The organism is Myxococcota bacterium (assembly GCA_039030075.1).
In the GTDB taxonomy this organism is placed as follows: Bacteria; Myxococcota_A; UBA9160; order UBA9160; family SMWR01; genus JAHEJV01.
In genome coordinates this window covers 61,241-75,403 of the sequence record JBCCEW010000021.1, presented here as the reverse complement: position 1 = coordinate 75,403, position 14,163 = coordinate 61,241, and the positions used below count along the sequence as shown (strand labels likewise).

General features: G+C 68.3%; 12 protein-coding genes. 1 reads left to right on the top strand and 11 read right to left on the bottom strand.

The window, feature by feature from the left end; translation table 11 throughout:
- Positions 1-14: 14 nt before the first annotated feature.
- The 4 genes from tssE to tssA are packed head-to-tail and all read right to left on the bottom strand — an operon-like array spanning position 15 to position 4,168.
- Positions 15-428 (bottom strand): type VI secretion system baseplate subunit TssE, encoded by a 414-nt coding sequence (tssE, locus tag AAF430_20040; protein MEM7412532.1) that lies wholly within the window; start codon positions 426-428, stop codon positions 15-17.
- A gap of 19 nt (positions 429-447) precedes the next feature.
- On the bottom strand, positions 448-1,935 hold the full coding sequence (gene tssC / locus AAF430_20035) for a type VI secretion system contractile sheath large subunit (GenBank protein ID MEM7412531.1): 1,488 nt from the start codon (positions 1,933-1,935) through the stop codon (positions 448-450).
- A 45-nt stretch (positions 1,936-1,980) separates the two neighbouring features.
- Positions 1,981-2,538 (bottom strand): type VI secretion system contractile sheath small subunit, encoded by a 558-nt coding sequence (tssB, locus tag AAF430_20030; protein MEM7412530.1) that lies wholly within the window; start codon positions 2,536-2,538, stop codon positions 1,981-1,983.
- A 31-nt stretch (positions 2,539-2,569) separates the two neighbouring features.
- On the bottom strand, positions 2,570-4,168 hold the full coding sequence (gene tssA / locus AAF430_20025) for a type VI secretion system protein TssA (GenBank protein MEM7412529.1): 1,599 nt from the start codon (positions 4,166-4,168) through the stop codon (positions 2,570-2,572).
- A 282-nt stretch (positions 4,169-4,450) separates the two neighbouring features.
- Here tssA and AAF430_20020 point away from each other — a divergent pair, with 282 nt between their 5' ends.
- Complete coding sequence (locus AAF430_20020; GenBank protein ID MEM7412528.1) at positions 4,451-5,551, top strand: hypothetical protein; 1,101 nt, start codon at positions 4,451-4,453, stop codon at positions 5,549-5,551.
- A 1-nt stretch (position 5,552) separates the two neighbouring features.
- Here the strand turns inward: AAF430_20020 and AAF430_20015 are convergent, their stop codons facing one another.
- From AAF430_20015 to AAF430_19985, 7 genes are read right to left on the bottom strand one after another with little or no spacing between them, the layout of a single operon-like run.
- Positions 5,553-6,530, bottom strand: a complete 978-nt coding sequence (locus tag AAF430_20015) for an ABC transporter ATP-binding protein (GenBank protein MEM7412527.1) — start codon at positions 6,528-6,530, stop codon at positions 5,553-5,555.
- A complete protein-coding gene (locus tag AAF430_20010) occupies positions 6,527-7,507 on the bottom strand; it encodes an ABC transporter ATP-binding protein (GenBank protein ID MEM7412526.1) in 981 nt (326 codons plus the stop codon). Before AAF430_20010 ends, AAF430_20015 begins: the two co-directional genes overlap by 4 nt.
- On the bottom strand, positions 7,504-8,526 hold the full coding sequence (locus AAF430_20005; protein ID MEM7412525.1) for an ABC transporter permease: 1,023 nt from the start codon (positions 8,524-8,526) through the stop codon (positions 7,504-7,506). The genes AAF430_20010 and AAF430_20005 overlap by 4 nt, the downstream gene beginning before the upstream one ends.
- Positions 8,527-8,538: 12 nt before the next feature.
- The gene (locus AAF430_20000; GenBank protein ID MEM7412524.1) at positions 8,539-9,480 is read right to left on the bottom strand and encodes an ABC transporter permease; all 942 of its coding nucleotides are present in this window, start codon (positions 9,478-9,480) and stop codon (positions 8,539-8,541) included.
- A gap of 1 nt (position 9,481) precedes the next feature.
- On the bottom strand, positions 9,482-11,521 hold the full coding sequence (locus AAF430_19995; GenBank protein ID MEM7412523.1) for an ABC transporter substrate-binding protein: 2,040 nt from the start codon (positions 11,519-11,521) through the stop codon (positions 9,482-9,484).
- On the bottom strand, positions 11,518-12,291 hold the full coding sequence (locus AAF430_19990; protein ID MEM7412522.1) for a hypothetical protein: 774 nt from the start codon (positions 12,289-12,291) through the stop codon (positions 11,518-11,520). Before AAF430_19990 ends, AAF430_19995 begins: the two co-directional genes overlap by 4 nt.
- Before the next feature lie 44 nt (positions 12,292-12,335).
- Complete coding sequence (locus AAF430_19985) at positions 12,336-14,099, bottom strand: tetratricopeptide repeat protein (protein MEM7412521.1); 1,764 nt, start codon at positions 14,097-14,099, stop codon at positions 12,336-12,338.
- Between the last annotated feature and the right edge of the window lie 64 nt (positions 14,100-14,163).

Sequence of the window (14,163 nt, the reverse complement as noted above, 5' to 3'; positions counted from 1 at the left end):
GGGGGCGCGCGGGGTCACGACGAGATCTTCCAGCCCAGGGCCGAGTCGGCCACGGTGCTGAAGCGAACACTGAGTCGCTCGTCCTCGGTAACGATCCGTCCGCTCACCTCGAAGCGGAGCTTCAGCGGCTCGGCCGGATCCGGCGGGAGCAGCTTCACGCGGGCACCGTTCAGGCGCGGCTCGAACGCGGCGATTGCTCGTTCGATCGCGCGACGGAGATCATCGGCCCGTGCCGAGGTATCGATGTCCGTGAGTGCCGGAAGGCCGTAGCCCGGCACGCAAGCGCTCTCGCCCTCGCGCGTATTCAGCAGACGCGCGAGGTGGTGAAGCACCGACGAGTAGACGCGGTCGGCGCGCTGCTGGACCGAACGCTGCCCCGCAGCGTTCGGATCCCGCAGACGCTCGAACAGCCCTTGAACGGAACTCATCGGAGCGCGCGCCTGCCGGCTACTCGCTCTCCATCTTGCCGACCAGGCCGAGGGTGAAGTTGGCGCCCTGGTACTTGATGTGGGGCACGATCTTCATGTCGACCTTGTACCAGCCCGGATCGCCCTCGATGTCCTCGACGTCGATCTTCGCCTTCTTCAGCGGGCGACGACCGACCACGCCCGGCTGCGGGTTCTCGGTGTCGTTGACGTACTGCGAGAGCCACGTCTGAAGCTCGTCCTGGAGCTTCGTGCGCGTCTGCCAGGTCCCGATGTTCTCGCGCTGGAGCACCTTCAGGTAGTGAGCCAGCCGGGAGACCATGAACATGTAGGGAAGCTGGGTGCCGAGCTTGTAGTTGGTCTCGTTCTCCTTCGCTTCCTTGCTCTGGCCGAAGTACTTCGGCTTCTGGCAGGAGTTCGCAGAGAAGAAGCAGGCGTTGTCGCTGCCCTTCCGGTACGTGAGCGGGATGAACCCTTCTTCGGCGAGCTCGAACTCTCGGCGATCGGTGACCATGATCTCCGTCGGAATCTTCGTGGTCGTCTCGCCCATCTCGTCGAACAGGTGGATCGGCAGATCCTCGACCGCGCCGCCGGCCTTGGGGCCGATGATGTTGGCGCACCAGCGCCACTTCGCGAAGGCGTCGGTGAGCCGGGTCGCGAAGGCGAACGAGGCGTTGCACCAGAGGTAGTCGTCGTGACTACCGCGCACGTTCTCTTCGTAGTTGAAGGACTTCACCGGCACGTTCTCCTCGCCGTACGGAAGCCGGCCGAGGTAGCGGGGGCAGGTGAGCCCGACGTAGCGTGAGTCTTCGGACTCGCGGAACGAGCGCCACTTCATGTACTGCGGCCCTTCGAACACCGAGCTCAGGTCCTTCATGTTCGGAAGGCCCGAGAACTCGTCCAACCCGAAGAACTGGGGGCCGGCCGAGGCGATGAAGGGGGCGTGGGACATCGTCGAGCAGGCGGCGATGTTCTGCATCAGCTTCACGTCCTGGGCGCCCGGCCCGAAGTCGTAGTTGCCGATGATGGCACCGACCGGCTCGCCACCGAACTGACCGTATTCCTCCGAGTAGACCTTCTTGTAGAGACCCGACTTCGGGATCTCCGGGCTGTCCTCGAAGTCGTCGATCAGCTCCTGCTTCGTCGCCTGGAAGATCTCGACCTTGTTGTTCTCGCGGAAGTTCGTGCGATCCACGAGCAGCTTCAGGCCGGTCCAGGCGCTCTCGAGCTTCTGGAAATCCGAGTGGTGGAGGATCTCGTCGAGCTGTCGGCTCATCTTTTCGTCGAGCTCGGCGATCATGGCGTCGACGAGGGCCTTGTCGATGCGCTCGCCTTCCCGCTTCGGAGACAGCAGCTCGCCGAGGAGTACCTCCACGCCTCGCTTGACCTGCCCGTAGTCGGCGTCGTCGGGCTTGCGCTTCGTCTGCGCGGTGATCTCATCGAGCAGCGAGGCGGTTTCGGTCGCCTCGGCGGCGGGGGCCTCTGCGGCCTGGGTCTGTTCGTCGGACATGATGGGTGATCCCTCGTCTCGGAATGGGGTGTGGACTCTAGGAGGTCAGCTCTCGCTGGGCTCGTCGCCCGCGGGAGCTTCGGCGGCCGGGGCCTCGGCGGGGGCTCCGCCGTCGCCGCCACCCAGGTTGAGCTCCTTCATCAGCTTCTCACGCGCCGTGTCGTCGGCCAGCGCCTCCTTGAGCTTCTTGCTGAAGGCCTTCACGTTGCCGAGCGGCCCCTTGAGGGCGACCAGGGCCTCGCGAATCTCCAGCAGGCTCTTCAGCTCAGGGACGTTCTCCACGATCGCGTCGGGCTGGAAGTCCTTCATGTTCTGGATGTTCAGATTCACCGCGACCTCGTCGCCCTCTTCGGCGGTGGGGTTGAGGCGATCCGGAACGCCCAGCTGGACGTTGATCTTCTGCTCGGCGAGGACGTCGTTGAAGTTGTCCTTGTCGATGCTGATCCGCTTCCGGTCCTCGAGCGCGGTGTCCTCTTCCCGGCCCGTGAAGTCGCCCATCACCACCACCTTGAGGGGCAGCTCGACGTCCTCGTCCATGTTCGTGGCGGGCTTGTAGACGATGTTGATGCGCTCTTTGGGCGCAACCGATGATTCCTTGGCCATGTCGTTCTCCCTTGCGGAGCGGGTCCGCGCTTCAATCGAGGTTGGCGGCGAGGGCCGGATCCAGCCGACACAACCGCCCGAACACGTCTTCACGACGCTCGGCTTGCTCCGGCGTCGCATTCTTCCCGAGCACCTTCAGGTGGGCGCGGTAGAGCGCCGCCAACACCTGGGCCGCGAGACCGGGATCCCAGCGATCCAGCTCGTGGGTGCGGGTCTCGGACTCGAGGCCGTCGAGGATGCCGAGCGCGATGCGCGGCTTCCCCGCGTCGAAGCAGAGCGTCGCCAGCTCCAGCCGTTCGCGGAAGCGGCCCTGGGGCGAGCGGTCCTCGGCGTAGAGAGCCTCGACCCGGGTCTGGGCCTCGGCGATCTGCCCCTTCTTGATCAGGCCCGGCACCTCGCGGCGCAGTGCCGCGAGTTCGGCCGGATCGATCGAGGTGGCGCCGGCCGGGGCCGGAGCGGCTGCGGCCGCATCCGCGCCCGTCAGGACTTCGTCGGCCAGCCACTGACGCGTCGCGCCGTCGGCGAGATCGGACCCGTCGGCGAACTGCAGGGACGGCAGGCTCGGCGCGCGGCTCAACAGATCGCGAAGCAAGGAGACCACCAGATCCCGGGCACCGCGATGCTCCGCGCCGAGCTGATCGAGCGAGGTGACGACGTGCCGCTGAAGGTCGAGCCACAGGGGCGACGACGCGAAGGCGCTCTCGGCGGCGCGAACCAGCGTTTCCGGGCCCGACCCGGCGGCGTTCTCCACCTCGGCGCGGTTGGGCGCGGGAAGCACCGTCTTGCCACCGTTCGCCGGCGGGGCCTGCTTCACCTGGGACCAGGAGGTCAACCGGACCAGGGCCATCGCCTCGCCGCTCATCGCGTTCTGTTCGCGGAAGAAGCCCGCCACCTTGCGGATCAGCCGCACCGCATCGTTGCGGTTGGAGATCTCTCCGTCTCCGATCGACGCGGAGGCGGGCGCCGGTTTCGGTGCCGGAGCGGACGACGTCGCGGGCGCAGCTTGGGGCGGAGGCGCAGCGGCCGCCGCGTCGGCGGCCAGACGCTGGTTGGCATCGCGCAGCGACGAAAGGATGGGGCCGATCCCGACCTCGGAATCGGCCGGGAACCTCTCGCCCAGCAGATCGCTGAGCGACATCGCCACTTCGAGGCTCGCGTCGACTCGCTCGGCGTCTTCCGGCTTGAAGTCGGTGCGCTCGAGCTGGGCGGCGACCTTCTCGGCATACCAAGAGATGGCATTGGCGCGCGCGCGAAGCCGCTTCGGGACCGGCGGCGAGGCCGCGTCCCAGAAATTCTTCAGCAGGCCCTCGAGAATGCAGAGGCCATCGTGGACACCGGCGACCCCGTCGACCTGCGCGAACGCGACGCCCGCGTAGGAGGCCACGACGAAGTCCTTGGTCTTCTCGCGGAGGAGCGTCTCACCGATTCGCGCGACGGTGTCCCAGGCCGGCGGCCCCTGGACCGGGTCCTTGGTGGCCTCGCCGCGCAGCTCCTCGAACTCATCCCACGCGTTCGGGGCCTCGCCAGCCGGATTCCCCCCGGGAATCGGCGTCTGGCCGAGGGCTCCACGAGCACTCGGGTCTGCGATGGGCGGCGTCGCCTCGGCCAATCCGTCATCCCTCGTCGTCAACGACAGGGCGAATCCGAATCCGCCCGTCCCCGATGAGTCGACAGCGGGACCCGATTTGCGACATCGATAGGGTCCGACCTCGCGGGGCGATCGCCCTTTGGGGGTGGATCCGAGGCGACTCCAGTCCGTCCGGGATTCGATGATACCCTCTACCTCCCTTGAATCGAAGCGATTTTCCTGAGTCCTCTCGCTGCAGAGCAGTTGCTCGGGAGTTGCACCCCCTCGGGGGAACCGTCCGGGACGAAGCCTTTGGACGCCAAGCCGCCGACGCCCGAGAGCCGCGTGCGACGCGCGCGGGAACTCGCCGCGGCAGCACGCCAAGCCGCTGAGCCGGACCAGGCCCTCGCCGCCTGGGCCTCGCTGCGTGCCCTCCTCCACCCGCGCCCCCGCGACCCCGAACTCACCGAGCTCCATCTGGATGCCCACGTCGAGGCGCTCCGTTGCGCAGGGCAAGGCGAGCTCCCGCTCGGCCGCGCCGAGCGGGTCTACGAAGAGGGCACGTCTCTCTGCCGGGAGCTGCGACGGGGGGCCCGGGTCCTGGATCTCGAGCTCGAGTTCGCGCGCTATCAGCTCGTCCGATCCTTCTTCGGCTCGGCGAGCGTCCACGCCAGACGCGCGGCAGAGCTCGCGCACAAGGCCGACCGTGAACACCTCGAGGCCACGGCGCGCGGACTGGGATCCTTCGCCGACCTCTGGGAGAACGCCGACCCGGGCGAGCGCGAGCCCAGCGGCACGTCTGCCTGGCACCTTCGGACCCGCGCCTGGCAACGAGCGGCGCGGGAAGGGCCGATGCACGCGGCGCACCTCCTCGCGGACGCACCCGCCCCGGAAGGGCCTCCCGAAGACGTCGTTCGGCTGGGGGTCGATCGGGCCCACTTCCACTGGTTGGAGGGGGACGCCGAGACGAGCCTGGCCATCGCCCAGCGCGCCCTGGCAACCCCCTCCTGCTCGGGCTCGAACGCGGATCCGAACGGCGCGACGGCCGCGGCTTGGGGCGTCGTCTGCGCGAGCGCGCTGGACCTGGACGACCTCGGCCTCGCGATCGAAGCGGCGCGCGAGACCGAGAAACGCACCCAACACGCGCGGCTCGACGAGTCGGGTTGGCTCCCGGTTCGCGAGCTCGCCGCGACCGCGTTCGCAGCCGCGGGTGACCGCGATGCCGCCCTCGAGCGTTTGCGCACCGGCTCGAACGCGCGCCGCGCCGACCCACACGCGGCGATCCACTACCACCGAGCCCGTGCGTTCGCGCACCTCGACGATGACGCCGCCGCCCGAGCCGGCCTCGAAAAAGGCATCAGGCGGGCACGCTCGGCCTGGCTGTCGCGGGCTTGGAGCGGCCGACTCGCGCGTCTCGCGCAGACGCTCGCGACGGGGACCGACTAGGTCAGGAACTCTCGCTCAGGAAGCAGCGACTGGAGCCGTCGGCCGTCGAGATGCTCGCGGGGATCTCGCTCCGGCAGCGCTCGAACACTTCGGGGCAGCGAGTGTGGAAACGGCAGCCCGGCGGCGGGGCGGAAGGAGACGGCACGTCCCCGGTGAGCCGCGCACTGGCACCGCGGCGGGCCGGGTCGACCGAGGGTACGGCGTCCAGCAGCGCGCGGGTGTAGGGATGCTGGGGCTCGGCGAAGAGCCGCTCGGTCTCACCTTCCTCGACGATCTGCCCGAGGTACATCACCGCCACCCGGTCGGCGAGGTAGCGCACCACCCCGAGATCGTGGGTGATGAAGAGATAAGTGAGGCCGAGTTCTTCCTGCAGCCGACGCAGCAGGTTGAGGATCTGGGCCTGGATCGAGACGTCGAGGGCCGACGTCGCCTCGTCGCAGACGATCAACTGGGGCTCCACCGCCAGCGCGCGCGCGATGCAGATCCGCTGGCGCTGCCCGCCGGAGAACTCGTGCGGGTATCGCGACATCTGGCGTGCGTCGAGCTGGACACGTTCGAGCAGCGCCGCGACCCGTTCGGTGCGTTCGGCGTCGTCGGCCCCGATCCCGAAGGTCTCCATGCCCTCGGCGATCGCATCGCGGATGCGCATGCGCGGGTCGAGGGACGCGAGCGGGTCCTGGAAGACGATCTGGATGGCGCGTCGATAGGGTCGCAGCGCGGCCTTCGACAGCCGCGAGAGATCGACACCGTCGAAGTGGATGCTGCCGTCCGTCGGCTCTTCGAGGCGCAGCAGGGTGCGCCCGACCGTCGTCTTCCCGCAGCCTGACTCGCCGACCAGCGCGAGCGTCTCCCCTCGGCGAATCTCGAGATCGACGCCATCCACCGCCCGGACATGCCCGACCGTGCGCCGGAAGAGCCCCTGTCGAATCGGGAACCAGGTGCGCAGGTTCTCCACGCGCAAGAGGGCGTCGCGACTCACCGAGCCGACTCCTCCTGTGCCACGACGTGGCAGAACGCGTGCTGGGTATCGGAGATCCGGGTCGCCCCGGGAACCTCGGTGTGGCACGGCTCGAGGACCCGGTCGCAGCGTGTCGCGAAGCGGCAGCCCGCCGGCCATTCGCCCGCCGACGGAACCACGCCGGGAATTTCGGCGAGGGGCGCGCCGGGTTCGGCCCGCGAGGGGATCGAAGCCAGCAGCCCCTGGGTATAGGGATGGCGCGGCGTGGTCAGCAGCGCCTCGCGTTCGCCCTCTTCGACGACGCGTCCGGCGTACATCACCGCGATGCGGTCGGCGAGCTCGTTCACCACGCCGAGGTCATGGGTGATCAGCAGGATGGCCGTGCCGAAGCGGTCGCGGACTTCCCGCATCAGCTCGAGGATCTGGGCCTGGATCGTGACGTCTAGCGCGGTGGTCGGCTCGTCGGCGATCAACAGCTTCGGCCGCATGGAGAGCGCCATCGCGATCATCACCCGCTGCTTCAGTCCTCCCGAGAGCTGGTGGGGGTAGGCGTCGAATCGGGCATCGGCATCGGGGATCCCCACCCGCTCGAAGAGTTCGACGGTGCGCGCGCGCGCCTGATCGTGACTGACGGCCTCGTGCAGCTGGATCGCCTCGACCACCTGGGAGCCGACGGCCTGCACCGGGTTCAGGCTGGTCATCGGCTCCTGAAAGATCATGGCCGCATCTGCGCCGCGCACCGCGCGCATCTCGGGCACCGAGAGGGTCCGGAGGTCGCGTCCGCCGAGGGCGATCCGGCCGGCGTCGACCCGACCCGGGCGCGGGACCAGGCGCAGAATCGAGAGCGCCGTCATGGATTTCCCACATCCCGACTCGCCCACCAGCGAGAGCACTTCGCCCGCCCCGACTTCGAAGCTCACGCCGTCGACCACGTGGGCACGCTCCGAACCCGCCGGGAAGCTGGTGACGAGCCCTTCCACTTCGAGCAGCGCGCTCATTGGTCCTCTCGCAGGGTGCGCGGATCGAGGATGTCGCGCACCGCGTCTCCGAGGAGGTTCACCGCCAGGATCAGGCTGAAGAGCGCGGCCGAGGCCGCGCCCAGGTTCCACACGATGATCGGATCCCGGGCCAGCTCGTCACGGGCCTGATCGATCATCTGGCCCCAGCTACCGTCGATTCCGATCCCGAGCCAGGCGAGGATCGCCTCGGAGAGCACGGTGCCCGAGAAGAGCAGCACGAAGGTGATGACGACCAGGTGCATCAGGTTCGGCAGGATGTGGCGCCAGAGGATGCGCCACTCGGATGCGCCGAGTGCGCGGGCGGCCTGGATGTAGTCGAGCTCGCGGAGCTTGAGCGTCTCGCCGCGCACGACACGCGAGAATCCGACCCAGCTGGTGACGCCCATCGCGATGCACACCTGCACCGGCCCGCGCCCCAGAGCGAGGATCAGGGCGATCAAGAGCAGCAGACTCGGGATCGACGCCAACGTCGACACGATGAAGAACACCACGTCATCGATGCGCCCACCGAAGTAGCCCGCCGACATCCCGAAGAAGAGCGCCAGCGGGATCACGATCAGGCTGGTCAACCCGCCGATCAGGAGCGCCACCCGCGCGCCCTTCAGGGTGAGATGCAGGACGTCGCGACCGAGGATGTCGGTTCCCAGCAGGTGCGCGCCCGGGTGCGTGAGTGGCGCAGCGCCGTAGAACTCCGCGTCGGCCAGGGGAGCCGAGTAGCTGCGTTCGTCGAAATCCGCCGGGAACACGCGGTCGACCAGGCTGCGCGGCGTGTGGGCCGCCACGCCGGACGCCGCACTGTCGGCGTCCCGCCAGGACACGGCGTCGGCGAGACCGACGACGACGAAGAAGCCCACGACGAGCACCGCCAGCGGGCGACGCCGCCACAGCTCGAGCGCGGCTTCACTCCAGAGGCCGCTGCGCCGCACCGCGGAGCCGGCAAAGCCCGCGCCGACCAGGAGCGCCACGACGACGCCGTTCGAGACGATGTGGGTCTCCACGCCCGCCCTCCCCTATTCGAGGCGCACTCGCGGATCCGCGAGCGTGTAGGTGAAGTCGGTGACGATCTGGAAGACGATGAAGAGCAGGGAGAGGATGTAGACCATCACCCGCAGGGTCGAGAAATCGTTGCCGTGAATCGCTTCGACCATCACGGCCCCGAGCCCGGGAATGCCGAAGAACGACTCGAGCAAGAGAGACCCGGTGAACAGGAACGGAATCGCGACGACGACCCGGGTCAGGATCGGAATCAGGGCGTTCCGCAGCACGTGGCGAGACATGATCCGTCCGTCCCCGCAGCCCTTCGCGCGCGCGGTGCGGACGTAGTCGCGGCTGGTCTCTTCGACGAACACGGTGCGGTAGAAGCGCACGTCGCTCGCGACGGCGGACAGGACCCCGATCAGGATCGGCATCGCGATGAAGCGGGGCAGCACGCTGGGGTCGGGATCGAACCCTGAGATCGGGAACCAGTTCAGCACCTTCCCGATCAGGTATTGGCCCCCGATGATGTAGAGCAGGATCGAGACGCTCATCGCGAGGACGGCCAGGACGACGCCGGCGCGATCGATGTAGGTCTCGCGGAAGTAGGCCACGAAGAGCGAGAGCCCGATGCCGAGCACCAGGCCCAGGAAGAACTGGGGCACCGTGAACGAGAGGCTGGGCCCGGCCCCTTCGCGCAGGCGGCGGGCGATCGAGACGTCGTCGAGATCGCTGCGCCCGAAGTCGAAGGTGAGCATCCGGACGTAGTGGTCCCGGAACTGCTCGGTCCACGGACGATCGTAGCCGTGGTCGGCGATCCACTGCTGGAGCACCTCGGGCGGCGCCTTCTCGCCCAGCGCGCGCTGGGCCATGTCGATCGGCTCGGCGTAGAGGAAGAAGAGCACGAAGAGCAGGCCGAGGACGCCGAGCACGACGCCAAAGCCGTAGGTCAGACGGCGAATCGCGTAGGCCAGCACGCTACTGCCGCTCCCGGAAGAAGGTGATGATTCCCGGGACGGCGACCGCAACGACACCGATCCCGAGCGCCCAGGCCGGCCAGCGAATCGGGGCGTTCCAGCCGCGCCGCAGCTCGGCGCGCGAGCGCGGGTCGAGGTCCATGTACTTCGATGCGGGCAGACTGATCCCCGCCGGCTTCACGTTCGAGAGCCACCCGTGGAACAGGGCATAGGCCTCGCGATGGTAGAGCTCGATCCAAGGCCGCTCCCGCTCGAGGATCGCGCGCATCTCGCGGATCTTCGCCATGCGCTCGGGGCCGTTGGGCATGTCGCGCATTTCGACGAAGAGGCGGTCGAAGCGCGGGTGGGCGAAGTTGGCCGAGTTCGGCGCACCCGGGTTCGCCGTGCTCGAGTTCGGTCCCCACAAGAGGAACAAGAAGTTCTCGGAGTCGGGATAGTCGGCGATCCAACCCCAGGAGAAGATCTGATAGGCGCCGTCGCGCACCTTTTCCTGGAATCGGTTGTAGTTGGTGGCCGCGAGTTCGACGTCGATACCGAGGCGACGCCACGCCTCGACGAAGAACTGGAAGCGCAGGCGTCCGCGCGTCGACGCGTCGCCGACGTCGAAGGTCAAGCGCAAGGGCCTGTCGGTCTCGGAGTCGATGCCTCCCGGATAGCCCGCCTCGGCGAGGAGTTCCTTCGCCCGCTCGACGTCGACCTGGCGATACGGGTTCACGTAGTCCGGGTCGTACCCGAAGATCCCCGGCGGGATCGGCGACTGCGCTGGCACGCCGCGTCCGTTCACGAACACGCGCGTGAACTCGCGGGTATCGATCACGAGGCTCATCGCCTGGCGGAGCTTCCTTCCCGCGTCCCCCGCCGCGGCGCCCACCACCGGGTCGGACATATTGAAGCCGAGGTAGAAGATGTCGGGCTGGACGCTCTTCGCGAGCTGCATGCCCCGCGCTTCCATCGCGGGCGAAAGATCGCCTTCCTGCACGGCCTGGTCGAAGCTCTCCTGGATGATGCCCGACGCATCGTAGTAGCCCTGCAGAAACTTGTTGAAGGCCGGGATGTCCTCCTTCTCCATCCGGAACTCGATCCGGTCCAGGAAGGGCAGCGGCTGCCCCTGGTAGGCCTTCGCGAGCAACCCCCGCTCTTCGTCCCCGGGCTCGCCATCGAAGGGGTAGATCGTCCCGGGCGCGCGCCATTCAGGATGTTGCGCTCCGTACCAGTTGGGGTTTCGCTCGAGCACCACGCGGTTGTGCTTGTCGTAGCGCGTGAGCTGGAACGGGCCGGTGGAGACCGGATGCTCCTTGAAGAACGGGCGCCCCTCCTCGCCGTCGTAGTAGTCCACCGCTTCCCACGGCACAGGCGCCGTGAAGTGCATGGCGAACCAGAAGATCATCTGCGGGTAGGGCTTGGTCAGGACGACGTCGAGGACATAGGGGCCCCGGAGGACGAGGCCGTCCACCCCGCCCGCCGCCTCGTACTGTTCGTCGATCCGGCGCCCGGCGAACTCCGGGTCCGATTCGCGCAGCGCCTCGAGTCGCTTCGAGAACTCGTCGAAGCCGTCGATCTTCGCGAAGGTCGCCTTCACCGGGCTGATCACTTCGGGATCCGCGATCCGCATGATCTGGAAGGCCACGTCCGACGCGAGGATCTCACGATGGCGCTTCCCGGCGCCGTTGCGCTCGAAACACACATCGTCCTGGAAGCGCATGCCGCGCCGCAACCGGAAGCGATACGAGACCCGACCGTCGTCCAGGGTCCGGGCCTGCGGCACGTTCTCGGCCAGGCCAGGGATCAGCTCATAGGGCCGCTTCAGAAAGTGATACTCGAGGAGCGACTCGTAGACGTTGGCGAGAATCTGGTGATCCGCCGCGTTGTAGCTGATGGCGGGATCCAGCGTCTTGGGCGGCCCGCGCAACGCGATATAGCGGACCTTCACGCCGTCGTCCGAGTCCGGGTACGGGTTGTTCGTGCACGCCACGAACGCCAGCGTGACGCCGAACAGGCATCCCCAGCCGAGCGCCCTCCCCCCGAAGCGCCCTCGGCTCATCCCCGGTTCCCTTCTGGTGGGACGGCGCGCGCGTCGGATTCGGACGGCGGCGCCAGCTGGAAGAGTTCGGGTTCGAGGCGCGGGTTGAGCTGCACGTCGCTGAGACGCACCACGACCCGAGCGTCGGAGGCACTCTCGAGAGAGACATCGCGTGCGAACGGCACGCCCGCGACCTCGATGTAGTCGTCGAAGTGAGCGCGCCACGGGCGCGCGCCATCGCGACCGCGCTCTTCTAGTCGCACGAGCAGGCCGTCGGCCCCGAACACGACCACCCGGCGCACGGCACCGTCCGCGTCGAGCAATTCGATCGCAACCCGATCGTCCTCGGCGAACGCACGGCCGCGCACGAGATCGGCGTCGGGCTGGGGCGCGCCGAGCATCACCTCGACGGCCTCTTCGGGCGTGAGGTCGAGGCGAGCCGCGTCCCACAGGAGTCCGTCGTAGACGGGGCCGGAATCGAAGCGCCGATCTTCGGCCTGGAGCAGCGCGTACTCCTCACCGTCGGTCGTCAACACGGCCAGGGTCGTTCCGAGGAAGCCGAGCACTTCGACCCGGAGACTGGCGGGACGCGCCAACCAGACGCGCTGCTTGATGCGGAGGGCGAGATCTTCGCCGCCGATGCCCGACCCGGGCGCGTCGACCGCGAAGCGCGCGAGCGCCTGCAGGGCGTCGCGCTCGGCGGCCCGCGACTTCCAGCTCTCGAGAAGCGATGCAGGCCGCGGGTCATCCGGCGACAGGGGGACACGTGGCGTGAGGGACGCGCATCCCATCGCCAAGACCAACAGAGCCCCCCCGAGCGCCCGTGCGCGCACGCCTATTCGAACTCGCGTCGCAGGGTTTCCAGCTTCTCGTGCAGGTGCGGTTGCTCGTCGGGGCGCGGGCCCATCAGCGCGGCCTCCTCGAACTTGTCGAGGGCGCGGCGGCGCTGGTCCAGGAGGAGATAGGCATCGCCTAGATGCTCGGAAATCACCGGGTCACCGCCAGTGAGTTCGTTCGCGCGCTCGAGTTCCGAAAGCGCGCGCTTCAACCATCTCCGTCCCGCCACGACTTTGCCCGACTCGATCAACGGACGCGCGCGCATGTAGTAGACCCAACCCAGACTGTCGACGATGAACCCGTTGTCCGGACTCACTTCGAGGGCCCGCACGATGTACTCCTCGGCCTGCTCGAGGTTTTCGCCGCGCTCGGCCCACACGTAGCCGATGAAGTTCAGCGCGTCTGCGTTCTCGGGGTTGATCTGGAGCGCGCGCTCCATGAACTCGATCGCTTCCTCGGTGCGGTCACCTTCCTCGTAGACGACGCCGAGGTTGTAGAGCAGCTCGTCGTCGTCGGGCGAGTCGCGCAGCAGGTTCTCGAGATAGGCGACCGCGCCTTCGAAGTCGCCGGTCTTCGAGCGCAGCGTGGCGCTGTAGAGCTCGAGTTGGCGGCTCGGCTCGGCCTCGAGCGCCCGCTCGATCTCGACCAGGGCTTCCCCGTAGCGACCGTGACGTTCGTGGATCGCCGCGAGCTGGGTGCGGGCCTGGGCGTAGTACTCGTGGTGTGCCGGAATGCCGGCCAGTGCGGGCTCGGCCGCCTTCTCGTTGCCGACCTGCCGCTGGGCAACCCCGTAGAAGAAGGCGACCTCGTGCTGACGGGGCGAGCGCTCGAGGACGCGACCGAAGCGCTCGATCGCGTCCTCGGTGCGGCGTGCCTCGTAGTAGAGGAACCCGAGTCGGGTCACCGACTGCAGGTCGTTGGGGTAGCTCGCCTCGATGCGCTCGAAGGTCTCGATCGCGCCTTCGAGGTCGTCGTCGCCCATCTGGGCTTCCGCAAGTGCCACGAGCGTGCCGTGGTCGTCGGGCTCCTGGGCGAGCATCTCCCGGTAGACGGCGATCGCCCCTTCCGGGTCGCCGCGCTCGCGCATCGAGCGGGCCAACAATCCGTACACGCGCAGGTTGCTCGGCGCGACGTCCAAGGAACGCCGGAGCGCCGCCTCGGCCTCCTTCGGACGACCCATGCGCTGATGCGCGTTCGCCACTGCGAGCCAACCGCGGAGCTCACCGGGGTCGTCGTCGGCCATCCACTGACCGATCGCCAGTGCGGCCTCGAAGTCTTCCTGTTCGAGGTAGAGCTGGTACAGCGAGAACGCGGCATCCGCGTTGATCGGCGCACCTTCCTCGTCGAGGAGCAGGGCCTCGGCACCGGAACGGTTCTTCTGGATCCGGTAGAGCTGGGCGAGGAAGCCGGTGACGTCCGGGTCCTCGGGCGCGAGCTCGTACGCCTGCTGGGCGTGCTCGACGGCGCGGTCGAGTTCGTTGTTGCGGGCGAGGAGCTCGCCGAGCAGGCGGTGCAGGTAGGCGGACTCGTCGTCCTTGGCCACGGCGCGCTCGAGGGCGGCCAACGCCTCGGGCATCCGCCCTTCCGACAGGTGGTGGTGGAACACCAGCACGTCGTATTCCGGCGGTGCACCGGGGCGTACCTCGCGCCCCGGGCCCTCGACGGCCGGTGCGAATGATGCGCACCCCGTGCCCAGGGCGGCCAGCAGGCCGCCGACCGCCAGCGCGGCGCGGAGCATCGGGGTGTGGGGATTCGCGATCACCAATCGAAAAGTCCTCGTCGTCTCCATCGTCCACCCGGGCCCCCGAGAGGAGGCCTGCGTGGTG

Coding starts and splice junctions, on each gene's coding strand:
- tssE (MEM7412532.1), bottom strand. CDS start 428: ATGAGTTCCGTTCAAGGGCTGTTCGAGCGTCTGCGGGATCCGAACGCT.
- AAF430_20010 (MEM7412526.1), bottom strand. CDS start 7,507: ATGAGCGCGCTGCTCGAAGTGGAAGGGCTCGTCACCAGCTTCCCGGCG.
- AAF430_19995 (MEM7412523.1), bottom strand. CDS start 11,521: ATGAGCCGAGGGCGCTTCGGGGGGAGGGCGCTCGGCTGGGGATGCCTG.
- tssC (MEM7412531.1), bottom strand. CDS start 1,935: ATGTCCGACGAACAGACCCAGGCCGCAGAGGCCCCCGCCGCCGAGGCG.
- tssB (MEM7412530.1), bottom strand. CDS start 2,538: ATGGCCAAGGAATCATCGGTTGCGCCCAAAGAGCGCATCAACATCGTC.
- AAF430_19990 (MEM7412522.1), bottom strand. CDS start 12,291: ATGGGATGCGCGTCCCTCACGCCACGTGTCCCCCTGTCGCCGGATGAC.